Source organism: Parasutterella sp. St.1A3 (genome assembly GCF_059728705.1).
Map to the genome: position 1 here is coordinate 1,372,240 of NZ_BAAGFK010000001.1, position 22,190 is coordinate 1,394,429.

The following is a 22,190-nucleotide window of genomic DNA, read 5'->3' on the forward strand; positions in this document are numbered from 1 at the left end:
TAAAACCTCGGGAGTCTACCGCTTCAGGATTACCCTTTTTGAAAATCAATGTAAAAACATTTATCTCGTGACCGATTATTAGCTTGCTCATTCTGACAGTTAATATGTGAGGCATCTGACGGAAAGAACTAAATTAGGATCTCTTTTTGCCGGTCCCTATGGAAATTGAAATGCCTGTGTTAGCTGCAGTGGTGGTACCGCATCCCCCGCTTATCATCCCGGAAGTCGGAAAAGGACAAGAGAAAGTAATACAAAGGACTATCAACGCCTATAGTCAGGCGATGCGTTTTCTAGCTCGTTTTAAACCTGACACTGTTGTCGTTGCAACACCGCACAGCGTCATGTATGCGGACTACTTCCATATCTCTCCCGGAAAGTCTGCCTGCGGCGATTTATCCCGCTTCAACGCGCCGAATGCTTCAATCAAAGCGAACTACGATTCCGTGTTTGTTGACGCATTGGAAAAGCGCTGTAAAACGGAGAACATTCCGGCCGGTACCCTCGGTGAACGAGATCCCGCTCTGGATCACGCGACGGTTGTGCCGCTTCTTTTCTTAAAGGATTATCTGGACAAATTTGAAATTGTCCGCGTCGGACTCTCCGGCCTTTCCATTGCGGATCACTATCGTCTTGGCGAAGCTATTTCCGGGACCGCTGATCAGCTTGGCAAGAGAGTCGCGATCATCGCGAGCGGAGATCTCTCGCACAAGCTCACTGAGGACGGTCCTTACGGTTTCAGCGCAGAAGGTCCGAAGTTTGATAACGAAATCATGGAATGCCTTGAAGACGCGCATGATGGAAATCAAGCCTGAAGTTTGTGAATCAGCAGGTGAATGCGGACACCGCTCCTTTGTCATCATGGCCGGAGCATTTGATAAACGCAAGGAGGATGCGCATGTACTTTCGTATGAAGGACATTTTGGTGTCGGATACGGCGTGGCCACTTTCGAAGGCGGAGAAGCTGATCCGAATCGAAATTATTTAGATCAGTACATCGCTTTTGAGAACAAAGCAAGAGAAGAGCGTATGAAGCACGAAGATGCGTACGTCAAACTCGCTCGGCTCAGTGCGGAAACATTCGTTCGGACGCATCAATTTGCGGGGCTGCCCAAAGATCTCCCCTCAGAGCTGTTAAATCAAAGAGCGGGCGCATTCGTTTCTATTCACGAGTATGGAAAGCTTCGCGGCTGTATCGGAACCACAGAACCCACGCAGCAGAATCTCGCGCTTGAAATCATTGCGAACGCGGTATCGGCGGCGACACGTGATCCAAGATTTCCTCCGGTTCGCCCCGAAGAGCTCTCCTCTTTGGTGTACAAAGTTGATGTTCTGTCTCCGGCGGAAAAGATTGACTCAGAATCTGAGCGCAACACTAAAAAATACGGAGTGATTGTCGAAAACGGAGATCAAAGAGGCCTTCTCCTGCCCGATCTTGAAGGCGTTGACACAGTCGCGCAGCAAATCGCGATCGCCAAACAGAAAGCGAACATCGCTCCTCACGAAGCGGTTCAGCTCTATCGCTTCACTGTGACACGGCATCAGTAATGACGAATTCTGCTCAAGTCTTATGCGATGTCTGTCCGAAGTTCTGCAGATTGAGAGACGGACAGACAGGTTTTTGTCGGGCAAGGAGCAACATCGGCGGGCAAATTATGCCGATTAATTACGGACAATGCACGTCCATCGCACTTGATCCGATAGAAAAGAAGCCGCTTGCCCGCTTTTATCCCGGCTGTTTCATTTTGCCATACGGAAGCTACGGCTGCGATTTGAGGTGTCCCTACTGTCAGAATCATGAGATATCGATGGCCGGACGCGAGATTGCGACGCGGGAGATCACACCAGAAGGTCTTTGTGATTTAGCGGTTGATTTAAGCAGGCGCAAACCCGGTAATTTAGGTGTCGCTTTCACCTACAACGAGCCGCTGATCTGCTGGGAATTTATTCGGGATACCTCTCAGCTGCTGCATGAAGCGGGACTCAAGTCTGTAGTGGTGACGAACGGCGGCATTACACGCAAGTATGCGAATTTAGTTCTTCCGCATATTGATGCGCTCAATATCGACCTAAAAGGCTTCTCGGAGGATTTTTACCGAATCGTCAAGGGTGAACTTGAGATCGTTAAGGACTTTATCGGAAACGCCGTTGAACACGGCTGTCATGTGGAACTCACCACCTTGATCATTCCTACGGTCAATGACAGTCCGGCGCTCATGGAAAAAGAGGCAGAATGGATCGCGTCGGTTTCACCCGATATCGCGCTGCATCTGAGTCGGTTTTTCCCGCGCTATCAGTGGAACAATCTTCCGATCACGAGTGCTCGGACAATCTTTACACTTCGGGACATTGCGAAGAAGCGTCTGAAATATGTCTATTGCGGCAATTTATAACCGCAAATAAGCCCGAGAATTAGAGAAACTCCCGGGCCTTTTGATTCAATCAGTTGATTGTATTAGAACTGATGGCTCATACCGACAAAGAATTGAACTGCATTTTCGCCAATGTAGTCTGTACCGTATTCGTTGCCGCCGAGGTTAAAGTGCAGAGAGCTGTCGGGGCCGGCTTCAATCGCGTAACCGGCGTTTGTATCATTGAAGACCGCTTCAACACCGCCGTAAATGCGAGTGCGTTTGGAGAGCGGATAAGCGTACTTCGTTCCGAGAGACCAAGCGTCGGCGTCCGAACGTGTCTGATCCTTCATGTAGGAGCCGGAAATCATCCATTTGCCGCCAAAGAGCGGTGTGGAGGTACCGATCTGAGCCATCCAGAAATTAGCAGAGTTCGTTTCGTCGTTAGTGAATTTCTTAGTGAACTGAACGACCGGCTTTGTGACGCCAAAGTCATAACTTACGGCTAAGTTCACATATTGATTGTTCCAAGAAGCATCCTGTCCATCAGGGCTGAACTTGCGGAACAAGTAACTTCCCATCGCGGAGAATTTACCGTAGTCAAACTTGGCGGCATAGTTATAGATATTGCCTTTGCTGTTGGAGTTCTGGCTTCCGGCAGCGTTCTTATGTTCGCCGAGGGAGACATAGAAGAAGTTTGTCATACCGAAGCTTGTCGGCAGAACATACATAAAGGAGTTGTCCGAGCGAACAAGGTTTCCGTCCTGACCGGTTACAGATGTTCTGCCCGGGAAGAAATATGGAGAATCGGAAGAGCCGAGACTGAGTTCGGTCGGGTCATACATTGCAAAGACTAAGAAGTGCGGTGTGTACTGACGGCCGAAGGATAATGAACCGTATTTGCCGCGGATGCCGAGATTTGCCTCGCGGCTGAAGGCTCTGCCGTCGTTGCCGAAAGTCTTGCTGCCGTCATCTGTAAGGAAGGCCTGATCAAGATTGAAGAATACCTGAACCCCATTGCCCAGGTCCTCAACACCTTTGATGCCAACATGAGAAGCACCGGCGCCGCCGGACATCAGAGCGGATTTCCATTTGCCGCCGGTTGAATTAACGGCAACAAATTCATCAACCGCGCCGAAAACTTCGACTTGTGCTGCTTGAGAAACAGAAGAAATCGCCATAAGAGCGGCTGCTGCAAGAAGTGTCTTTTTCATTGATTTTCTCCTAGGGGGATGAGTATTGGATTCATTTTATTTATAGGTCGTCTGCAAGAGTGTTAACTGTTAAACAGTATTAAGCTGTTTCGCTGAAAAGTGTTGTCTGCTTAACACTTTCGTATGAACCTCCTCCGTAATATGGATGATGAAGCACCTTCTTTGCAGTCTTCACAGAACCCTCAAATAGACGACGAGGAGATATATACGAATGACAATCCAATCTCAAGCATTAAAAGCGCTGATTGAAGTCGGAAGCAACCCCTATAATGCCGAACTTCAAAACTTTATCCGCAAAGGCGGTAAAACCTGCGGTTTTCTTTTCCAGGAAACTCCTGAAGAAATTATCACTGCCGCAGGCGTAGTTCCTGTTTACATTCGAGGCACTAAGTCCGAAGGTACAGAAATGGCTGAAGCCTATTTCCGCCAGCTCACCTGTAACTATGTCCGCAACACATTCAATGAAATTCTGGACGATAAGTGGGACTTTTTAGACGGTGCGGTTTTCTACAATCTCTGCGACCATGCCAGACGCATTTTTGACAACTGGCAGACACTGCCCGACAACAAAACCTATCACTTCATGTATATTCCCAAAAAGAGAAGTGACCTTTCGAAGGACTTTTATCGTCAGGAAATTAAAAAACTGATCGAAGCGACAGAGAAGCATTTCGGCGTAGAAATAACCAAAGAAAAGCTTTCCGAAGCCATCAAACTTCATAATGAAATGCGCCGTCTGCAGAAAGAAATCTATGATCTGCAGAAAGAAGAAAAAGTTTATCTGGACGGTACTGAGCTTGCCATGGTCATGATGGCCGGCGTTTCGATGCCCAGAGATAAATACAGCGATCTTCTCCGAACTTTAATCTCAGATTTGAAAGCTCAGGGTCCTCAGATTGAACCCAAAGTCCGTCTGCTCTACACCGGCGGCCACGCGGACAATCCTAAGTTCTTTGACCTTCTTGAGCAGCAGGGAGCGGTGGTTGTCGCCGACAACGACAGTTTCGGCACACGCGCCTGCGATGTCCTCGTGAGCGAAGAAGGCGATCCGCTTGAAGCGATCATTGAGTACTACTACCAGCAGAAACCTGCGGCCACTCGTCAGTTCGGCACACATGAGGAGCGTCTTGCCCGTCTTGATCAGCTGATCGAAAACTATCGCATTGACGGCATCATTTCTTCACGTCTCTTTATGTGCGACATTTGGGCCTTTGAGCAATTCCTCATGCGCAATCACCTGCAGAAGAAGAATTTCCCGCTGCTTGAACTTGAAGTGGACTACAACCCGGAAGGCGAAGGCCAGATCCGCACGCGTGTTCAGGCTTTCGTTGAAAGCGTCTGTGACAAGAAGAACATTTAAAGGAGAAGAACATGACCGAATATGTAACCGGTAACGAAAGAACACAGGAGTACATTGACCGTCTGACGGGACTCCTTCAGTTCTTTGAAACACTGCCCCAGGAAAAGCGCAATCCGGCGCAGGAAGCTGTTGTTGCCCTAATGCTTGATCACAACAAGAAGGTGCTTGACCATTCCGTCAACCACAAGCCTCTCATGTGCACGTGGTACGGCAACTGCCAGGAAATTCTTTCAGCCATGGGCATTGCCTACTACAACCCCGTGTTTGATCTGATGTTTCACTTAGGACTCACGGATTACGCCGATGCGAAAGAATGCGACAAGTTCAATCTGGATGACAAGATCTGTTCGCTCGTTCGCTATGCCGTGTATTCCATGCAGAACCGTCTGCATCCGAAGCCCAACTGTTTTATCGCTATGACTGAGCCGTGTGACGGTCAGCTCATGCTGCATCAGGCGTTTGCCCAAACCGACTACTTAAAAGATGTTCCGGTTTACTGCATTGACCCGAGCTACGGACATACCGACGAGGATTTCCGGTACGTAGCCCAACAGCTCAAGGAAATGATTCCATTTATCGAAAAGCACACCGGTGCAAAGTTCGAAGAACAGAAGCTGCGTGAAGTCGTTGAAGAAGTCATGAAACAGGATGAAATCTGGCGCGAAGTCAATGACCTGATGAAAGCATCTCCGACTCCACTTCCCTCCTTTGCTGTCGGTGACGCCTTCTGGGCGCTGACACAGCATCTGCCGAGCGGAGATCCGAGATCCACCGCCGTAATGGCTGCGGTCAGAGACGCTGCAAAAGCTAATGTGGAACAAGGAGTCGGCCCTGTCATGAATGAACAGGTTCGCATCTTCTGGCCGGATTTAAATCCGCTTTGGGGCGATAAGCTTGGTCAGTGGCTGGCTGAAGAATGGGGCGCAGTGATTGTCAGCTCGTTCCAACAGAATACGCCTTACACCAAGATTGATACCACGAACCTTGATACAATGCTCTTTGGCTTAGCCCGCAGAGCCGTCGCAGAGGTTCCGATGATTCGTCAGGGCCGCGGCTGGGTCGACGTCTTTGTTGAAGACCTGACTTCTTCTATCCGCGACTACAACATTGACGTCGTGATCTTCTCTGGTCATATGGGACACAAGGATCAGTCAGGAGTCGGTCAGTTTATGAAGAAAGTCTGCCGCGACATGAAGGTCCCGGTACTCACCGTTACAACTTCGCTCTTTGACGAGCGCTACACTCCGTTTGACAAACTTAAGAGTGATATTTCGAATTTCCTGAGCGCCAACGGATATAAGAAGCTTTCGAAGGCATAACACAACGTGAACAAGGAGAATTAATAATGATTTTTGTCGGCTGCGATCTCGGCTCTACCACAGGCAAAATCGTTGTTATGGACGAAAATAAGAAGGTTTTAGCTTCTTCCATCGTCCGAAGCTCCCACGGACCGCGCAAGACGTTTGAAAAGGCGGCTGAAGAAGCCGCCAAAGCGCTCGGCATGACCGGGAGCGAGCTGATTGACAAAATCAACAGCGACGGCTGCATGGTGACGACTGGTTACGGCAGAAGCAATTTGGAAGGCTACACGGATGAAGTTTCTGAAATCTCCTGCCACGCAAAAGGTGCTTTCTATCTGTGCCCAACCGTTCGAACCATTATTGACATTGGCGGGCAAGACTGCAAAGTCATTTCCGTTGATGAGAGCGGTAAAGTGCTCGACTTTCAGATGAATGACAAGTGTTCGGCAGGAACCGGCCGATTCTTTGAGGTCATGTCGCGTGTTCTGGACATGCCGCTTGAAGAGATGGCTGAAGAGGCGCTGAAATCCAAAATGCCGTGCAGCATTTCCAAGCAATGCAGTGTTTTTGCAGAATCTGAGGTTATTTCTCTTGTGAACAGCAACGTTCCAATTTCTGATATCTCCGCCGGCATCCATGAATCTATCGCCAGACGAATTCACGGGATGGCATTTAAAGTTGGTATTGAAGAAGATGTTGTTCTCACAGGCGGATGCTCGGGAAACAAGGCGCTTAGAAAGCACCTTGAGAAGCGTCTGCGTCTCAAGCTTGGCGAATTAAGCGTTGATCCGCAGCTCATGGGCGCGCTTGGCGCGGCGCTTTTCGCGCTTGAACATCATCAGGAAGCGCTTGGATAATGACTGCCGCCATCGACATTATTGTTTCTGATCCGAAAGAGGTAGATCTTTTGAAGGGTGCCGTTTTTGCCGACGGCACACTCTCGGAGGACTTCGCTCGTTCGCTCGAAACCAAGTCGAACTTCGTGCTGCTTTCAGACGCTGCCATTGATCTTGGGGGGCCCGGCCGCTCGGCAGTGTTTTTAAAGTATGACACTATCGCAGCGCCGGACTTTGCCGCCGCTTTGATCTCAGATATTGAGGCTGAAGAACTCGGACTTTATCTGCGCGTGAGCGGGAAGAATCTTAATGATGAGCTGTTTTATTTAGTCGTTCAAAATTTCCGCTCATTTTTAAAAGCGACCGGTGTTATGGTCAAAGGCAGCGAAGACGAGCTTTGGGTTCGCATCAGCAAAAAGTCGCCGCTCCTCTCGGAGCGCCCTCTTCTAAGGCTTGCACAACTTCTCAGCAAGCGAATCAAGGACGAGTTTCAAGAGGTCACATCAGTCGGTGTTCTGATAACTCAGGGAGAAAGCGGATCCTACACACGCATTAAAAAATCCGCGGAAACCTACAGCAAAAAGTCAGAGACACTGAAAGCCAAAGTCTGGGAGCAGCGCGGCTTCAACTTTAACGAATGTCATGTTCTGGGACACTGCGGCAAATGTTCGGATAAAAAGCTTTGTGCCAATGTCCGCAGAATTGGAAGACTGAGTGAAGTGCAGCGAGAATCGGAAAAGGAATAGTAGCTATGCAAAAAAGAGTGATTGCCGTTTGCGGCAAAGGCGGCGTCGGTAAGACAGCCTTTACAACACTTCTGACGAAAGTCATAACCGAAGATCAGTCCGCGGGCAAACTGCTGGTTGTAGATGCGGATCCTGCACTAGGACTGCACTATGCGCTCGGGCGCGGCTCAATCAAAACGATTGGTACGGTTCGCGACGAAATCCTGCGTGTCGCTGAAGAAGGCAACCGACAGGCTCAGGAAGAACTTGCCGACCGTGTGGACTATTTAACCGCCCAGGTTTTAGATGAAGGCAAAGATTTTTCTTTCCTTGCAATGGGCCACATGGACTCCAAAGGATGCTTCTGCTCTGTGAACGATCTTTTAAAAGGCGCGATCGGATATCTGACCGGTGAATTTGACACAATTCTGATCGACGGAGAAGCGGGCATTGAGCAGATCAACCGTCAGGTGGTTGAAAACATCGACACTCTGATTGTTGTGACCGATTCATCTCTTCGCGGAATGAAGACCATTTCTCATATTAAAGAGATGAAAGATCAGGGCCTTTTACCGTTCTGCAAGCGACTCTGTGTTGTCTTTAACCGCACTAAGAACGATGTATCCAAGCTAGAAGCATTCGCCAAAGAATTGAACCTGGAAGTTCTCGGGTGCGTGCCGGGAGATGACGAGCTTGAAGCATTCGACTCTGAAGGCAGAACGCTTTTGGAACTGCCCGACAGCAATCCCGCTGTTAGGGGTGCGCAAGACATTTGGAAAAAAATCTAATTGAGGCGGAACCGGGTCCTGCACCCGGTTTTTTATGCGTCCGCCTCCCACCAATCATAGAGATGACGGAAGATATTGCCGTGGATCAGGAATATTCTTCCGTCTTTTTTAAAAAGTCCCCTGCTCTGCCAATCGCTCAGAATTAACGAAACGGAAGTGCGGCTCGCAGACACAACTTTTGCGATCAAGACGTTGGTTAATGAAAACGGCAGCGGATTCCAGTCGTCCAGTTTTGGCGGGTAATATGCTTTTATCAAAGCATGGAAGAGCGCCATCAGTCGCTTTTCCACGTCCAGTGTAAAACATGCCAGGAGTGCTTCAATGTGGCTTTCCTGCTTTACAACAATGTTAACCGCCTGCTGTTCCAGAATTTCTTTATTAGCGGAGATAGATTCGTGCCAGACGTGATACGGCAGCACCAGCCCGGTACCCCCTTTTGCCATATAGGCGCTGACATTAGCGATATTGCCGCAGAATGCATCAATATCTCCGACCGTCCGGCCCGGCGGAATAATGCTCATGATATGTTCTTTATCGAGACTATCCCAGAAGCGGTAAAGACAGATTCCGGAGAGCAGAAGCGTCACTTCGCCGGAAGGTGCGCCGTGAAGCAGTTCTGATCCCTTTTTTAGTGTTGTGCGCCTTCCTTTTGCATAGAAAATTTCCTTTACCAGCTTCGGCGCCTCCGGGTGAATCCACTGTTCTCCAAAAAGGATTTGTCTCATGTTTATCTCCTAACAGTTTGAGAGTACAAAGCAGCGAAAGATATGTAAATTAGTCATATCCCGATAAAAGTGTTAAATAGTTGGCGTTTTAAGCGGTCCTCTATGCGGAAGCGTCAGATATTTAACAGTCTTCTAAAACGGACTTGAATAACATTTGGCTGTAGGTTCAATTCCCTAAGGAGACAGTTAAAACCGCGGGCATGATTGCGCTTTCTCTTTATTTGAGCGCCATGGTCTGTGCCGCAGAACATGAATTAACTACAGACATTTTAGTGGTAGGCGCCAGCTCCGCCGGTCTTTCAGCCGCGGTTCAAGGCGCTGAAAGCGGCAAGAAAGTCATCCTGCTTGAGAAAACGGCATGGTGGGTGGCTCTTCCGCCTTTACCGAAGGATTGTTCGCGGTTAACTTGCTCCATTGGCTCTAAATAAGCAAAAACCTCGCTCGGCCTTATGCGTTGCGAGGTTATAAATGAAGACTAAAGCTTAGTGATGACAGCAGCATCCGCCTGCTTCGTGACCTTCATCATGGCCATGACCGCCGCATCCGCAGCCGCCCTCACCGTGTTCATGGTGGCCATGTCCTCCGCAGCCGCATCCGCAGCCCATCCCGGCAGGCTGCAGTGTTCCATCAATCAGCTGCTGAATTGCTTCATCGGGATTTCCGCTCACACCCGGAACAACATCAATACCAAGCTGCGCAAGTGCGATAAGCGCACCGTGCCCGATGCCGCCGCAAAGTACGGCCTGAACGCCCTGTGCTGCTAAAAATTCAGAGATAGCCTCATGGCCGCTTCCCTGTGTATCCACAATAACAGCTTCCTGAACACCCTGAGGAGTCACTTTAAAAATCTTAAACTGAGGCGCTCTGCCAAAATGCTGGCAAATTTCTCCATTCTCGTAGGGAGTCGCGAATTTCATGTAATTCTCCTAAATTATTCAGCGTTAAAACGTGCGGTCCATTTTAACAACACTGACGCTTCAACAAATTAAGCCAATTTTATAAAAAAGATTAAATGTAACGAACCGTTATATATTGATACGGCTGAAATATTTGTGTATCAGACCGAGCAGCTGATTCGGGATTTAGGGATCAAACGAAACTAGAATCAGGCTTTAAAAATTCCTCTTGTCAAACTCTGTAAAATGAATGCAATTGATCGTTTTTTTAAGATCTCTGAGCGAGGATCTAATGTAAGAACCGAATTCCTCGGAGCGATATCGGCTTACCTTGCTGTCTGTTACCTATTTATAGTGGTTCCCGGCATGCTCTCTGACGCCGGTATGCCGATTGCGGATGCGACGGTGGCAACAATTTGGGCGGCGATTCCCGGAACCGTTATGATTGCCTTTATCGCGAATTTCCCGATCGTGGTCGCACCGGGCCTGGGAATCTCAGCGTATTTCGCATATTACGTCTGCGGCGCAATGGGACTTTCGTGGCAAGCGGCGTGCGCGGCCGTCGTTATTTCAGGCTTTGTATTCTTCCTGCTTACCGTGACCAGGGTTCGACAGGCGATCATACAATCCATACCGCTGGATCTAAAGCTTGCGATCGTTGCCGGTATTGGCGCGTTCATCATGATTATCGGTCTGAAAAATGCCGGGATTGTCGTACCGAACCAGTCCACCATGATCGGACTCGGCAATATGCTTGCTCCGCAGGCTTATCTGACAATTCTCGGCGTGATTATCGCAGGTGTTCTGATCCATAAAGGCGTGCGTCTGGGAATGCTGATCGCGATCCTGGCAGTGGCTGTATTGGGCATAGCTTTAGGCGTAACGCCCACCGACGGCATCTCTAAGATGTTCTCCACCGATTTTAAGATTTTCCCGACTGAAACGATTTTCCAAGTTGACTTCAAAACCATGATGACCGTCGGCATTGTCGGTGTGCTTTTCTCCATTACTATGGTTGACCTCTTTGACAATATGTCGACGCTGATCGGGCTCTCCTTCCGAGCAGGATTTATGGGCAAAGGCGGCGAGATCCCGGGTTTGGACAAAGCACTGATTTCCGACTCTGTCGCGACGATGGGCGCAGGTTTAATCGGCACACCAACCTCTACCGCTATTTTGGAAAGCGCAGTCGGCATCGAGGCGGGTGCGAGAACCGGTTTATGCGCGCTTTTTCTGGCCGGGTTCTTTGTCCTTACACTCCTTATTACGCCGGTGCTTACGCTAGTTCCTGCCTTTGCGACTGCTTGCGTGCTGATCCTTGTCGGCTACATGATGATGCAGGGAACCGTGACGAAAATTAATTTTCACGATATTTCCACAGGCGTCCCCTGCTTCTTCACGATCTTCATGATGCCCTTTACATTCAATATCGCTACCGGACTAGGTTTTGGCGTTATCAGCTTTGTGCTGCTCAAGCTTTTATGCGGCAAAGCCAAAGAAATTTCTCTCACCATGGCAATTCTTGCGGTCGTTTTCTGCGGCATTCTTGTGTCTCACTAAAATGCGCCAACTTAGATAAAATTGCGCTTGCTTCGTTAGACAATAACGAACATACAGATTTACTGAAAAGGATGTTTAAAAATGTTGGAAACCGCTGTAGAACTTACTCTTGATCAATTCGGCAGCACGCCGATTGAACGCGTTGAAAAAGCGCTCGCTGATCTCAGAGCCGGCAAAGGCGTATTAGTGCTGGACGATGAAAATCGTGAGAACGAAGCGGACTTAATTTACTCTGCGGACCATCTAACTGAAAAGCAGATGGCACTTATGATTCGTGAATGCTCCGGAATCGTCTGTGTTTGTCTTCGTGATGAAGACTGCAAACGACTGGATCTGCCTCAGATGGTTCAGAGCAACAGCAATACGCAGGGAACCGCTTTTACCGTTTCCATTGAAGCCGCGCACGGCTGCACCACCGGTGTTAGCGCTAAAGACCGAGTCACGACCATTAAGGCGGCAGCGAATCCCAAAGGCAGACCCGAAGATCTGCTTCGTCCGGGGCATGTCTATCCGCTTCGCGCTCGCTCCGGCGGCGTCCTTGAAAGACGCGGCCACACGGAATGCACTGTTGATTTGATGCGACTTGCGGGGCTCAATCCCTGCGGCGTGCTCTGCGAGCTCATGAATGAAGACGGAACCATGGCCCGACTTCCTGAAACGATCGCGTTTTCCAGAAAACACGATCTGACGGTCATTACGGTTGAAGACCTCGTGACATACCGAGAGGCTAAGAACCTTTAATCGGACAAAAACATCTTTCTGAGCCGCTTCTTTCTTACAGAAGCGGCTTTTTAATTTGCAGCCGATTTAGGTTTAGCAGGAACGCAGGAAAGGATCACGACGTTGGATAAAACCATAATGACACCGAGTGTTTCTAAAAGGCCTAAGTGCAGATCCATAAACATCACGCCGAATAGGAAGGCGGAAAGTGGTTCAACACAAACGATTAGACCGACAACGACCGGCGAGAGATATTTAAGGCTGTACAGATACATCCAAAACGCAGCAGCCGTTCCGAAGACCACAATAAAACCGAGCGCGAGCCAGCTGTTTGGTGTCAAAGAAAGCATCGCATCAATCGGACGCAGCGCGATAAATGAGGCGATTCCGGCAGCAAAGATACCCCAGCTCACCACGGGCTCTACGCCGTATTTTTCTATGAGCGGCTTAGGCTGTATGGAATAAATCACTGCAAATACCGCGGAAACGAGACCCCAGAAAACCGTATTCCAATTAAAGTCAAAACTGGTTAGATCTCCTTTTGAGACGATAAAAACAACTCCGAGAAATGAGATGACACAGCAAAGCACTTCAATAGAAGTAAAACCTTTCTTGCCGCGAAGGTATAAATAAATTCCGGCAAGCAGCGGAACCAGTGCAAGAAAAATCGCTCCGGTACCGGCGTTGGAATAATAAATCGCAAAAAAGAACGTCAGATGCGAGAATAGAACTTCAAACCCGCTCAGCGCAATACCGAGTACAGCTTTTGGAGCGTAAAATACGCTGAGCATCTTTTTTCTGACGAAAACCAGATTTAGCGCAACCAGCAGGATACCCGCAAGCAGCAGCCGCATTGAGACCAAATTTAGTGGTGTAATGTCGGATGTTTCAAAAAGGTACTGAACGCAAACGCCCATAGCGCCCCAAAAAATACTGGCGAGTATGGCTAACAAAACCGCAAAAAGCGATTTTGCTCTTTGGTCGTTATTTAATTTAACAGCTGCTGTGGTATGAGACATTTTCAACTTCACTAATTTTTTTGTAATTCTGCCTTAGTAAAGCGGCCTTAAACAAAATCGAGCATAAAAATAGCCCGACCGGCTGACTGAACCGATCGAGCCTATATTTACTTACTCGGTATTACTTCAGAAAAACTCCTGCGTAATTTCCAAGCCATCCGTCACCGAACACATTGTGCGCATAGTGACGAATTTCTTCGCCAGCCTGACGAAGTTCGAGTTCGTTTTCAAAGTTCATGTTGTCCGCGCCGAAACCAAGCATATCGGTGACAAACAAAAGCGTACGGACGGATCCGTCTTCTCTCTTAACAGGCGCCATCAGGAAGAAATCATTTGCCTGAACATTCGTGCGGTCTGCGCCGAACATCTTGAAGTAGTCATTTGCCTTCAGCATATCGCGGCAAAGGATAATCTTTGGAGACTTTTCTTCTTCAGTCTGACGGAAGAGCGCGCCTCTGGTTTCAATTAAGAAATTGATGAAATCCTTAAAGGTCGGCAGTCCTGTGTATTCAGCCATTGTGACGACGCCTTTATCCGTCTTGACGGCAGGTTTCTCGATCCAAGCCTGCGGCTCGAGCAGACCGATACAAACCGGAGAGGCAGAAAGCATCAGGACGGGCTGCTGTTTTTCTTCTCCGGCTGGACTAAATACTTTGCCTACCTGAGAAGGTTCATTGCCGACAATTGCATTCACCAAACGACCAACGGATTCTGAGAACTTACATCCGCACTGGAGGGGACGAAGCAGCTTGTTTACATCGGTTTGAGGATTAGCAAACTTGACGGTCGGGGCCGTCGGAAGATCACATTTAAATGAATGGTCGCAGACGAGCCAGATCGGAGCATCAGGATTTCCGCCCATGCATCCGGCAAAAGAACTTACGAATTTGGTAAAAACTTCAGGTACTTGAACCATTTTGAACTCCTCCAACAAAATTTTCCTTCCTGAGTTTCAGCACTCAGGCCAGGATTCAATACATATTGCGGTGCTTAGGCACGTTCTTTTTATTTGCTGCAGCCGCAACCGCAGCCGCAGTCAGTCGCAGCCTCAACTTCAGCGTCCATCAGAGCTTCAGTTTCGGCCTGCTCGGCTTTTTCCTTTTCTTTCTTTTCCGTCTTTTTGCTGACAGGACCGCAGTCGGTAGCCGCTTCGATATCAGCGCCCATCAGATCAACGGTTTCCTGCTGCTGTTTTTCTTCGGCGAGTTTTTTTACTGCTTTGTTCATCTAAAACACTCCTTTTTAAAAGATGCTTAGACTTTATTCTTTTCGGTGGGTTAGTAACTTCGGACCGTGCTAAAAATGGGAACACGGCGAGAGGGACAATGAAAAGAAGCCGTTACTTCTTTTCATTTTTCTGAGCTTCGTCAGAACTAAAGTGTTCTTTGGCGTTCTGCTCCTGAATTTTTTCTATTTTCCGTTCCTCATCCGGAGAGTGTTTGATTTTATTTTGACCACTTTCTTCCTTTAGATTCTGAGCTATTGAGTGAAGCGTGTCTCCAACCTTTTGGGCTATCGATCGCTCCTCTGCAGCAGCCTGAATCGGCGCTGCGGAGAAACTGAAGAAAACAGCGGCAAGCAGTGTCAGAGATAATTTTTTGAGCATATATAAAACCTCTATGCGTTAACTCAATTATTTTTATACAGGGTTTATACTTAATAAATCTCATAGATATCCCTTTAACTTGTAAGTTATTAAGACAGCCACGCCTCTCTGAGCTCATGAATATCAATTTTTTTGTCTTAATTTCAAACAATTCTCAAAATGCTTTCTCGGCTTAATTTTTTACAACTTATTCGAGACATAATGAAAAAATAAACTCAAAACATATAGTAAGGATTAAACATGTCTACCCCTCAGCTGCAATCAGCGTTCAAGCGAAATATACTGGGCGTGATGATTGCTTACCTCGCTGCAATTGCTCTTGGCGTGATCGCAGGCGTGTGGCAGGAGCCGTATGTTATGACGGCCGCTCACTTCATTAGTACTGTTTTTATTCGGTTATTTAAGTTCTTAAGTATTCCGATTATATGTGTTTCCATTATTACTTCGCTTTCAACCCTTTCTCAAAATAAAGAAGGCGGAAAGATTTTTAAGCACACAATTTTTTATACACTTCTGACGACAATTCTTGCCGCGACGCTTGCAGCTGCGCTTTACATCATCATGCGTCCTGCCAATGTCTCCGTCTCCAATGTTACGAGTGAGACCGTCCACAAGATTGCGAGCGTTTCTTACCTTGATTATTTACAGAACATTGTTCCGGACAACTTTGTCACGCCGTTCCAGACAGCTAACGTTCTCTCTGTTCTTTTAATTGCTGCCGCGGTCGGTATTGCAATTTCGAGACTCCCGAATGGCGACAGCCAGGATATGATGGTCAAGTTCTTTTCCGCGCTGCAGAAAGTTTTATTTGAATTAGTGAACTGGCTAATTTTGGTTTTGCCGGTTGGTATTTTCGGGTTTGTGGCCGTGCTGGCTCAGGAAGTGTCTCACGGTATGGATTTAGGCGGCCTTGGCACCTATTTTGCAATTGTTATTGCCGCTAACCTGCTGCAAATGTTTGTTATTCTTCCGGCGTTTCTTCTTGTCAAAGGACTTAATCCAATCAAGGTTGCAAAGGGCATGTTTCCTGCGCTTACGCTTGCGTTCTTCTCAAAATCTTCAGCCGCCACTCTGCCGCTTACGATTTCAAGCGCCGAAAATAATCTGCACGTCAATCCCAAAGTCGCAGAATTTGTTCTGCCGATGTGCACGACCATTAACATGAACGGCTGTGCGGCCTTTATTTTCCTCACAGTTATTTATCTCATGCAGAATGCGGGCATTGCGATTACGCCGGGTGTTATTTTTGCGTGGATTTTCATTGCGACGCTAGCGGCTGTAGGCAACGCCGGAGTGCCGATGGGCTGCTTTTTCTTATCAGCGAGTCTGCTTGCAAGCATGAACGTTCCGATTCTTCTCATGGGTGTCATTCTGCCCTTCTACGCTGTTGTCGATATGATCGAAACCACTCTGAATGTTTGGTCGGATAGTTCAGTGGCGGCTGCGGTGAACAAGGATATGAAATTTCCTGCTCCGCATCAGATTGGAAGTGCCTCCTAGCCCAATGATTTGATCTTAAAGAGCGCCTTAACAGGCGTTTTTTTTATGTCTTCCTTTATGCAGGTTCACTTGAAAAGCAAAATGTCCGACAGAATCGACTTCCGGATTGCTGTCCTCAATTAAGTGTACACATCCGCAAGGCAGTTTATTGAGCGTCATCAAAGAAACAAATCTTTGAAAAGAAAACAGTCGAAAATTGCTGCCGGCTCCTGTTGTCAAGCCACTCATCAGACATTCTGGGGCTCTTGGTCCCTATTTTGATAACCCATAGGCGTTATTTGGTTTCGGAATACTCAGAATATGGGAAAAGGCAAACGGTTAAACAGGAAGGATTATGAAACCGGAAAACAGCAATACAGCTCCAAGGGTCACCATCAGCGTTGTCGCCATGGCGTTTATTACCGTGTGCGCGATATTTTCTCTTCGTAATCTTCCCAACATGGCGGAATACGGCTGGAGCATTGTTTTTATTCTGTCTCTTTCCTGTATTTGCTTTTTTATTCCTTCCGCTCTTGTTTCAGCCGAGCTTGCGAGTGCGTATCCGGAGGACGGCGGTGTTTTTGTTTGGGTTCGAGAAGCATTTGGGCCGCGCTGGGGCTTTCTCGCCATATTTATGGAATGGGTTCAGAACCTTCCGTGGTACCCGGCTTGTTTAACTTTTGTAGCCTCCTCTTTGGCGTATGCGTTTGATCCGGACCTTGCAAACAATAAGTGGTTTATTTTCATCATGATTCAGGTCGCGATGTGGGGTGCGACGTACCTCAACAGCCGAGGCGTCAAATACGCGCTCTTTATCACGAACAGCTGTCTTGTTTTTGGGACGATTATTCCATGCGCGACTATTTTCATCATGACGGCGCTTTATTTGCTCGGCGGGCACCCGACAGCGATTCCGTTTAACGGAATGGGAGATTTTCTGCCCGACTTCAGCGATTCAATGAGCTGGATGCTGCTTGCAGGCATGATGGTTTCGTTGGCGGGCATGGAGATGTCTGCAGTTCATATTCGACGATTAAAGAATCCGACGGTTCAATATCCGAGAGCGATTCTCTTAGCGACTGTTCTTGTAATTCTGCTCTCCTGCTTTGGCGCGTTTTCTATCGCGCTTACAGTTCCCCCGGAAAAGCTGAGTCTTGCCTCCGGCGTCTGCCAGGCCTTTGAAGAAATGATGAAGGTTTTAGGTCTGCAATGGCTAACACCGATCTTTTGCCTTCTTTTAGCTCTGGGCGCATTCGCAATGGCGGCGACTTGGATTAACGGCCCCTCGAACGGGCTTTTAGAGGTTTCCAAGGAAGGCTATATTCCGAGCTGGTGGCAGGTACGCAATGAGAACGGGATGCCAAAGAATGTATTTTTGATTCAGGCCTGCTTTGCGTCTCTACTATCTCTGAACATATTAGTGACTCCGACAATTTCGAACGCATTCTGGATTTTGTCCGCGCTCTGCTCTCAGCTTTACATGATCATGTATCTGTTAATGTTTGCGGCTGCCATTCGTCTGCGCTACAAGCATGCGGATCGAAATTCCTCCTGCCGTATTCCGGGCGGAAAAATCGGGATTTGGGTTATTTCCGGAACTGCTTTTCTGACATCACTGACTGCGTTTATATGCGGATTTATTCCACCTGAGAACATTCTTGCGAACGGCTTTAGCTCGTGCGCTTGGTACGTCTCGTATCTGGTCGTTGGCGTGTCGTTCTTCATTATTCTGCCGATGGTATTTTTTAGAAATTATCAAAAGCGGAAAAGAACGACTGAACAAAAGTGATATGAGCTGGTTTCAGCCATGTAACTTAATAATCAAATTTAATGAATTCCGCGGAATTCGTTAAATAATTTATACACTGCGGAACGAGAGCCTCCGTCCAAATCGATGAGAGGCCCTGGCACCGATAAGATTAGGCTTTTTCTGACATAGATTTAATGGCAATTCTTCCAAATGCCATTGTTTTTTCAATGGAAGAGCCTGTCATATATGCCGCACCGTGAATGCCACCTGTCATTTCGCCGCATGCATAAAGATGAGGAATCGTCTCTCCAAAGACATTAAGAACTTCAGCTCTCGGTGTGATTTTTACTCCGCAGTAGGTTCCAATTAATCGAGCGGTTGCCGGATAAATGTAGAATGGGCCGGTCTCAATTTTTACGAGCTCTCAAGAACCAGAGTTCAGAGTCTTTCGTCCGAAATCTGGGTCAACGACTTTGTTCTCAATACTCTTAAATTTAAACCAAGCCGTAAACACCTACGAAATAGGAGTTTACGGCTCTTTTTTATTATTACTCCCCTACTCCTGGAAATAGCACTCCATTGACAAGTTAATCTCTCAAGTTTCGCGGGAATTTATCGTAAGCGCCAAGAAGTTCGAAGCTGTCTCGCCCTTTGCATCACCCAAATTGATTTGCTTGGCGCTCTCACTGCATAATGCCCTTGTGGTCCGTCATAGTCTCTCCTATCGAATAGCCGGGTAACTATATGGATAGCCTCTCTTCGTTCTTTCTGATCGTGCTGAGCATTTTCATTCTCGGGGATTGCGCCATCACAAACGGCAGGAGCTTTCCAACGTATATCTTTTCTGTGCAGTTCCACGTTATTTACCGTAAAAGACCTGCATTTGTCTAAAGGCAATATGTGCTGTTTATAAATAGTTTGGCATTCAAAGGAATTGTCAAACGACAATGGTTGGTTCACTAGTCTGGGAAAGTCTGTTTAACCTGCAACATAAAAATAATTTTTAAAATTTCTAAAGTCAGGATGACAAGTCATGCAATCAGAGAGAATGAAGCACGAATCAACTAAAGAAAATGGGACAACATTAATGTCAAAGGACAAACTAAATAAGGCACTGATTTACGGAGCTTTCAAGCCGTTGCCTAATCCGTTTCTGTCCACTCTGGACATGCCTGCGGCTCCCTTAGGGACCGCCCAGATTAAGCCTAATGGCAGCCTGATCCACAGGCTTAGAATTGCCGTAGAAGAATGTTGCGCAAAAAACGCCCCTGCGGGAAGGCCGAACTGTCGATATTCGATTTATTTCTTAACGTAATTCAAAGACTAATTCTTTTCCTAAAGCTTTGAAAGCATTTTGCAGAGTATCTATTTTTGTTGCATGGTCCGCTTTGATGATGTTTTGCACACTAGGCCGTTTAATTTTCATGCGACGAGCTAACTCAGAACCCGAAACAGATTGGTCTATCATCTCATAAAGAAGACATAACTTAATTTGAGCAGATAAAGGCATTTCTACCAGCACTTCACCTCTCTCAGCTTTAGAGGCCTCAGGCAGTTTTTCCCCATCATCTAAAGCGATAGTCGCCTCAGTTAAAAGCCAATCTGATGCCATAGCGATTGCGTCATCATACGAACCTCCTTGAGTTACAGGCTCATCACCGTAAAAGTCTCTAAATGAAACGAGATACAAATCTTCATCTTTGGTAATTTTTGCAGGGTATGTAAACATATTTCGATCTCCAAAATGTGTGCTCATTGTTTCCTTCCTTCAAGAGACTTGACCTAGAAAACCAATCTCTTCAGAACAGCTTTTCTTAAACCTTCGTTGATCTCTTGGCTTGGATACCTTGGTATCGGTTGAGGCCTGTATCCCTTTCGATACGCCAGCCAATGATTTTTTCCTTGTCTTATCTCACATCCGTTTTGTTCAAGCCATTACTTAAACTCTGAGCACTTCATTTATCCTCCTTGTTTAATATATTTCTATATTAACATGTTTTTATATTAAAGCGAATCAATATTTTTTTTAACGAATTCCGAGGAATTCGTTAAAAAAATCGCCATACGGTTGAATCGGTAAATCATTACCCTAAAACTCTTGTTATAAAGACAGGGGGCAAAGAATTCCGCCTAAGCATCTAAGCGAGCGACTCTGAGCGCATACAGGACTTCTACAACCCACTTCAAAATAACCCGGTCCGTATATGCTCAGTCGTCCATTCGCAGACCAGTCCGATTTCAATCGCCGTTTTTATAACTCCAAAGTTATCCTCGATGCACAAATCGAAAAGTATTTCAAAAAAGGTAAATTTTAAAAATATTATTGATATGATAATGATTACCATTATCACTCAACTGGAGAAGTATCTTGCTAAAACCGCTTGCAGCAACTATCTTATCGCTAGGACTGACGGTTAATGTCTTTGCAGCGAATCTTCCAAAGGAAATCAATATTGTCTACGTAAAAGCTCCTTTCAATCTTCAGAATATCGTGATGAAGGAAAAAGGAATGCTCGAGAAAGCCTTTGAGAAGGACGGCGTTAAAGTTAATTGGAAGACAATTACTTCCGGCTCAAAACAAACTCAGGCTATGGCCGCGAACGCAGTAGACATCTCTGCTGTCATGAATACCTCTTCACTTCTTATGGCAAACGGCGCCGGAAACAAAGTCTTGATTGCAACAGGAGTTTCTCATCCAGCAGATACGTTCGCTATCGTCAGTAAGCCTGGCGATTCTGCGGATATTAAATCCTTAAAAGGCAAGAAAATAGTGGGACCGAAAGGCACCGTACTACATCAGCTTCTTGTTGCCGCTTTAGCAAAAAACGGTATGAGCATCAAGGATGTCGACTTCATTTCCATGGATCAGCCGTCTGCACTTGCCGCGCTGCTTTCCGGGAGTGCGGATGCTGCCCTACTCGCTGCCAGCGGCGTCATTAAGGCCGAAAAATCCGGAGCAAAAGTAATAACAACAGCTAAAGACATTGTTAACGTGAACCTTGTCACCACTGTTTCTGCTCAGTTTGCGGATAAGTATCCTGAGGCATTAGATAAAGTAGTCAAAGTTCAGAGAGAAGCGCTTGCCTGGATTGAAAAACATCCTGACGAGGCCATTGCTATGGGAGCAAAAGAACACGGCATCGGTATCAGCGACGCCAAAAAACTGGCTTCCTGGTCCAACTACTACAACACTCTGACCGATGATGACATCAAGGGTTTAGAAGCTGACCAGAACTTCCTTTATGACAACAAGATGATGGAAAGAAAAGTCGATGTTAAATCGCTTGTCCTTCCTTCCGCAATGAAATAGGAGCCTGCTGTGTACGCTGACATTCAGGATTTTATTCTCCTGCGTGAAGAGGAAGGCATAATGGATTATAGATGCGAAGACATTTATCGTTACGCCGGTCCTAGGGCTTTAATCGCAAGCGCATTAGTTTTTCGGCTGATGAAAGAAGCGATTTCTGATTTATGTCCCAACGAAGTACCAATGAGAAAAGAATTTAGAATTGTCAGCGGACATTTTGGTCCCGGGGTTTGTGACGGTTTTGAATATCTGACACGGGCTAGTTCTGATGGACGATATATTGTCGACGATACAGATGCGCCACAGGAAGCGCCCCGTTCTGCAGCCGGGGGTTACCTGTTTTTTAAAATTTCTTATAAAGGAAACACTTTCCTCTACAGTATTTCTCCTGAAATCATGGGGGAGGAATGGTTTTTACAAGTAAATGAACACCAAGAAGGGTCAGCTTCTGCAGAAGCTCATGCCAACTATCTGACTTATAAAAAGAAAGTTGCTGCAGATATTCTTTTACGTCCAAATATTTTTAACCTAAGAACGGCTATTTAGTCTTGTAACT

The 22,190-nt window shown here is 47.0% G+C and carries 24 protein-coding genes; 15 read left to right on the top strand and 9 right to left on the bottom strand.

All coding sequences use genetic code 11. From position 1 onward, the window contains the following. Positions 1-170 precede the first annotated feature (170 nt). The 3 genes from amrB to amrS are packed head-to-tail and all read left to right on the top strand — an operon-like array spanning position 171 to position 2,390. Entirely contained in the window at positions 171-812 is a 642-nt protein-coding gene (gene amrB / locus AC6I1F_RS06475) for an AmmeMemoRadiSam system protein B (protein ID WP_251570280.1), read from the top strand. Continuing rightward, positions 793-1,545 (top strand): AmmeMemoRadiSam system protein A, encoded by a 753-nt coding sequence (amrA, locus tag AC6I1F_RS06480; RefSeq protein WP_497801680.1) that lies wholly within the window; start codon positions 793-795, stop codon positions 1,543-1,545. The genes amrB and amrA overlap by 20 nt, the downstream gene beginning before the upstream one ends. Further along, positions 1,545-2,390, top strand: coding sequence for an AmmeMemoRadiSam system radical SAM enzyme (gene amrS, locus AC6I1F_RS06485; RefSeq protein WP_290372578.1), 846 nt, complete (start codon positions 1,545-1,547; stop codon positions 2,388-2,390). Before amrA ends, amrS begins: the two co-directional genes overlap by 1 nt. Before the next feature lie 62 nt (positions 2,391-2,452). Here amrS and AC6I1F_RS06490 read toward each other — a convergent pair whose 3' ends face one another. Further along, a complete protein-coding gene (locus AC6I1F_RS06490) occupies positions 2,453-3,562 on the bottom strand; it encodes a porin (RefSeq protein WP_251570277.1) in 1,110 nt (369 codons plus the stop codon). Positions 3,563-3,773: 211 nt separating this feature from the next. On the opposite strand from AC6I1F_RS06490, the gene AC6I1F_RS06495 reads away from it, so the two are divergent. From AC6I1F_RS06495 to AC6I1F_RS06515, 5 genes are read left to right on the top strand one after another with little or no spacing between them, the layout of a single operon-like run. Then, positions 3,774-4,922: a 2-hydroxyacyl-CoA dehydratase subunit D gene (locus tag AC6I1F_RS06495; RefSeq protein WP_160336169.1), complete on the top strand. Its 1,149-nt coding sequence runs from the start codon at positions 3,774-3,776 to the stop codon at positions 4,920-4,922. 11 nt (positions 4,923-4,933) lie between these two features. Then, positions 4,934-6,241, top strand: a complete 1,308-nt coding sequence (locus tag AC6I1F_RS06500) for a 2-hydroxyacyl-CoA dehydratase family protein (RefSeq protein WP_160336168.1) — start codon at positions 4,934-4,936, stop codon at positions 6,239-6,241. Between the two features lie 26 nt (positions 6,242-6,267). After that, positions 6,268-7,080 (top strand): acyl-CoA dehydratase activase, encoded by an 813-nt coding sequence (locus tag AC6I1F_RS06505; RefSeq protein WP_160336167.1) that lies wholly within the window; start codon positions 6,268-6,270, stop codon positions 7,078-7,080. Then, positions 7,080-7,805 carry a hypothetical protein gene (locus AC6I1F_RS06510; protein ID WP_497801681.1) on the top strand — a complete coding sequence of 242 codons (726 nt, stop codon included), beginning with the start codon at positions 7,080-7,082 and terminating at the stop codon, positions 7,803-7,805. Before AC6I1F_RS06505 ends, AC6I1F_RS06510 begins: the two co-directional genes overlap by 1 nt. 5 nt (positions 7,806-7,810) lie before the next feature. Next, a complete protein-coding gene (locus AC6I1F_RS06515) occupies positions 7,811-8,572 on the top strand; it encodes an ATP-binding protein (protein WP_160336165.1) in 762 nt (253 codons plus the stop codon). 32 nt (positions 8,573-8,604) lie between these two features. On the opposite strand, the gene AC6I1F_RS06520 is transcribed toward AC6I1F_RS06515, so the two are convergent. Continuing rightward, entirely contained in the window at positions 8,605-9,297 is a 693-nt protein-coding gene (locus AC6I1F_RS06520; protein WP_290373169.1) for a Crp/Fnr family transcriptional regulator, read from the bottom strand. Between the two features lie 200 nt (positions 9,298-9,497). Between AC6I1F_RS06520 and AC6I1F_RS06525 the strand changes: the two genes are divergently transcribed. Beyond that, positions 9,498-9,725 (top strand): FAD-dependent oxidoreductase, encoded by a 228-nt coding sequence (locus AC6I1F_RS06525; RefSeq protein ID WP_237178821.1) that lies wholly within the window; start codon positions 9,498-9,500, stop codon positions 9,723-9,725. A gap of 54 nt (positions 9,726-9,779) precedes the next feature. Here AC6I1F_RS06525 and AC6I1F_RS06530 read toward each other — a convergent pair whose 3' ends face one another. After that, entirely contained in the window at positions 9,780-10,214 is a 435-nt protein-coding gene (locus tag AC6I1F_RS06530; RefSeq protein WP_160336163.1) for a NifB/NifX family molybdenum-iron cluster-binding protein, read from the bottom strand. Positions 10,215-10,439: 225 nt separating this feature from the next. On the opposite strand from AC6I1F_RS06530, the gene AC6I1F_RS06535 reads away from it, so the two are divergent. Together AC6I1F_RS06535 and ribB are read left to right on the top strand one after the other, a co-directional pair. Continuing rightward, positions 10,440-11,753: an NCS2 family permease gene (locus AC6I1F_RS06535; RefSeq protein ID WP_497801682.1), complete on the top strand. Its 1,314-nt coding sequence runs from the start codon at positions 10,440-10,442 to the stop codon at positions 11,751-11,753. A gap of 81 nt (positions 11,754-11,834) precedes the next feature. Next, positions 11,835-12,494 (top strand): 3,4-dihydroxy-2-butanone-4-phosphate synthase, encoded by a 660-nt coding sequence (gene ribB / locus AC6I1F_RS06540; RefSeq protein WP_160336161.1) that lies wholly within the window; start codon positions 11,835-11,837, stop codon positions 12,492-12,494. A 50-nt stretch (positions 12,495-12,544) separates the two neighbouring features. On the opposite strand, the gene AC6I1F_RS06545 is transcribed toward ribB, so the two are convergent. The 4 genes from AC6I1F_RS06545 to AC6I1F_RS06560 form a co-directional block, all read right to left on the bottom strand. Continuing rightward, positions 12,545-13,492 (bottom strand): DMT family transporter, encoded by a 948-nt coding sequence (locus AC6I1F_RS06545; RefSeq protein WP_160336160.1) that lies wholly within the window; start codon positions 13,490-13,492, stop codon positions 12,545-12,547. A 121-nt stretch (positions 13,493-13,613) separates the two neighbouring features. Next, positions 13,614-14,408, bottom strand: a complete 795-nt coding sequence (locus AC6I1F_RS06550; protein WP_497801683.1) for a hypothetical protein — start codon at positions 14,406-14,408, stop codon at positions 13,614-13,616. 89 nt (positions 14,409-14,497) lie between these two features. Continuing rightward, on the bottom strand, positions 14,498-14,719 hold the full coding sequence (locus AC6I1F_RS06555; protein ID WP_160336158.1) for a hypothetical protein: 222 nt from the start codon (positions 14,717-14,719) through the stop codon (positions 14,498-14,500). A 112-nt stretch (positions 14,720-14,831) separates the two neighbouring features. After that, a complete protein-coding gene (locus tag AC6I1F_RS06560) occupies positions 14,832-15,098 on the bottom strand; it encodes a hypothetical protein (RefSeq protein WP_251452419.1) in 267 nt (88 codons plus the stop codon). 240 nt (positions 15,099-15,338) lie between these two features. Between AC6I1F_RS06560 and AC6I1F_RS06565 the strand changes: the two genes are divergently transcribed. Together AC6I1F_RS06565 and AC6I1F_RS06570 are read left to right on the top strand one after the other, a co-directional pair. Continuing rightward, entirely contained in the window at positions 15,339-16,598 is a 1,260-nt protein-coding gene (locus AC6I1F_RS06565) for a dicarboxylate/amino acid:cation symporter (protein WP_290432640.1), read from the top strand. A gap of 334 nt (positions 16,599-16,932) precedes the next feature. Further along, positions 16,933-18,366: an amino acid permease gene (locus AC6I1F_RS06570; protein WP_290432639.1), complete on the top strand. Its 1,434-nt coding sequence runs from the start codon at positions 16,933-16,935 to the stop codon at positions 18,364-18,366. Positions 18,367-18,496: 130 nt separating this feature from the next. On the opposite strand, the gene AC6I1F_RS06575 is transcribed toward AC6I1F_RS06570, so the two are convergent. Next, a complete protein-coding gene (locus AC6I1F_RS06575) occupies positions 18,497-18,739 on the bottom strand; it encodes an FAD-binding protein (RefSeq protein ID WP_353889802.1) in 243 nt (80 codons plus the stop codon). 894 nt (positions 18,740-19,633) lie between these two features. After that, complete coding sequence (locus AC6I1F_RS06580; RefSeq protein WP_289702695.1) at positions 19,634-20,056, bottom strand: type II toxin-antitoxin system HicB family antitoxin; 423 nt, start codon at positions 20,054-20,056, stop codon at positions 19,634-19,636. Between the two features lie 639 nt (positions 20,057-20,695). On the opposite strand from AC6I1F_RS06580, the gene AC6I1F_RS06585 reads away from it, so the two are divergent. Both AC6I1F_RS06585 and AC6I1F_RS06590 read left to right on the top strand, forming a co-directional pair. Next, positions 20,696-21,637 (top strand): ABC transporter substrate-binding protein, encoded by a 942-nt coding sequence (locus AC6I1F_RS06585; protein ID WP_290432638.1) that lies wholly within the window; start codon positions 20,696-20,698, stop codon positions 21,635-21,637. Positions 21,638-21,646: 9 nt separating this feature from the next. Beyond that, a complete protein-coding gene (locus AC6I1F_RS06590; RefSeq protein ID WP_290432637.1) occupies positions 21,647-22,180 on the top strand; it encodes a hypothetical protein in 534 nt (177 codons plus the stop codon). The last annotated feature ends 10 nt before the right edge of the window (positions 22,181-22,190 follow it).

Coding starts and splice junctions, on each gene's coding strand:
- amrB (WP_251570280.1), top strand. CDS start 171: ATGCCTGTGTTAGCTGCAGTGGTGGTACCGCATCCCCCGCTTATCATC.
- amrA (WP_497801680.1), top strand. CDS start 793: ATGATGGAAATCAAGCCTGAAGTTTGTGAATCAGCAGGTGAATGCGGA.
- amrS (WP_290372578.1), top strand. CDS start 1,545: ATGACGAATTCTGCTCAAGTCTTATGCGATGTCTGTCCGAAGTTCTGC.
- AC6I1F_RS06490 (WP_251570277.1), bottom strand. CDS start 3,562: ATGAAAAAGACACTTCTTGCAGCAGCCGCTCTTATGGCGATTTCTTCT.
- AC6I1F_RS06495 (WP_160336169.1), top strand. CDS start 3,774: ATGACAATCCAATCTCAAGCATTAAAAGCGCTGATTGAAGTCGGAAGC.
- AC6I1F_RS06500 (WP_160336168.1), top strand. CDS start 4,934: ATGACCGAATATGTAACCGGTAACGAAAGAACACAGGAGTACATTGAC.
- AC6I1F_RS06505 (WP_160336167.1), top strand. CDS start 6,268: ATGATTTTTGTCGGCTGCGATCTCGGCTCTACCACAGGCAAAATCGTT.
- AC6I1F_RS06510 (WP_497801681.1), top strand. CDS start 7,080: ATGACTGCCGCCATCGACATTATTGTTTCTGATCCGAAAGAGGTAGAT.
- AC6I1F_RS06515 (WP_160336165.1), top strand. CDS start 7,811: ATGCAAAAAAGAGTGATTGCCGTTTGCGGCAAAGGCGGCGTCGGTAAG.
- AC6I1F_RS06520 (WP_290373169.1), bottom strand. CDS start 9,297: ATGAGACAAATCCTTTTTGGAGAACAGTGGATTCACCCGGAGGCGCCG.
- AC6I1F_RS06525 (WP_237178821.1), top strand. CDS start 9,498: ATGATTGCGCTTTCTCTTTATTTGAGCGCCATGGTCTGTGCCGCAGAA.
- AC6I1F_RS06530 (WP_160336163.1), bottom strand. CDS start 10,214: ATGAAATTCGCGACTCCCTACGAGAATGGAGAAATTTGCCAGCATTTT.
- AC6I1F_RS06535 (WP_497801682.1), top strand. CDS start 10,440: ATGAATGCAATTGATCGTTTTTTTAAGATCTCTGAGCGAGGATCTAAT.
- ribB (WP_160336161.1), top strand. CDS start 11,835: ATGTTGGAAACCGCTGTAGAACTTACTCTTGATCAATTCGGCAGCACG.
- AC6I1F_RS06545 (WP_160336160.1), bottom strand. CDS start 13,492: ATGTCTCATACCACAGCAGCTGTTAAATTAAATAACGACCAAAGAGCA.
- AC6I1F_RS06550 (WP_497801683.1), bottom strand. CDS start 14,408: ATGGTTCAAGTACCTGAAGTTTTTACCAAATTCGTAAGTTCTTTTGCC.
- AC6I1F_RS06555 (WP_160336158.1), bottom strand. CDS start 14,719: ATGAACAAAGCAGTAAAAAAACTCGCCGAAGAAAAACAGCAGCAGGAA.
- AC6I1F_RS06560 (WP_251452419.1), bottom strand. CDS start 15,098: ATGCTCAAAAAATTATCTCTGACACTGCTTGCCGCTGTTTTCTTCAGT.
- AC6I1F_RS06565 (WP_290432640.1), top strand. CDS start 15,339: ATGTCTACCCCTCAGCTGCAATCAGCGTTCAAGCGAAATATACTGGGC.
- AC6I1F_RS06570 (WP_290432639.1), top strand. CDS start 16,933: ATGAAACCGGAAAACAGCAATACAGCTCCAAGGGTCACCATCAGCGTT.
- AC6I1F_RS06580 (WP_289702695.1), bottom strand. CDS start 20,056: ATGTTTACATACCCTGCAAAAATTACCAAAGATGAAGATTTGTATCTC.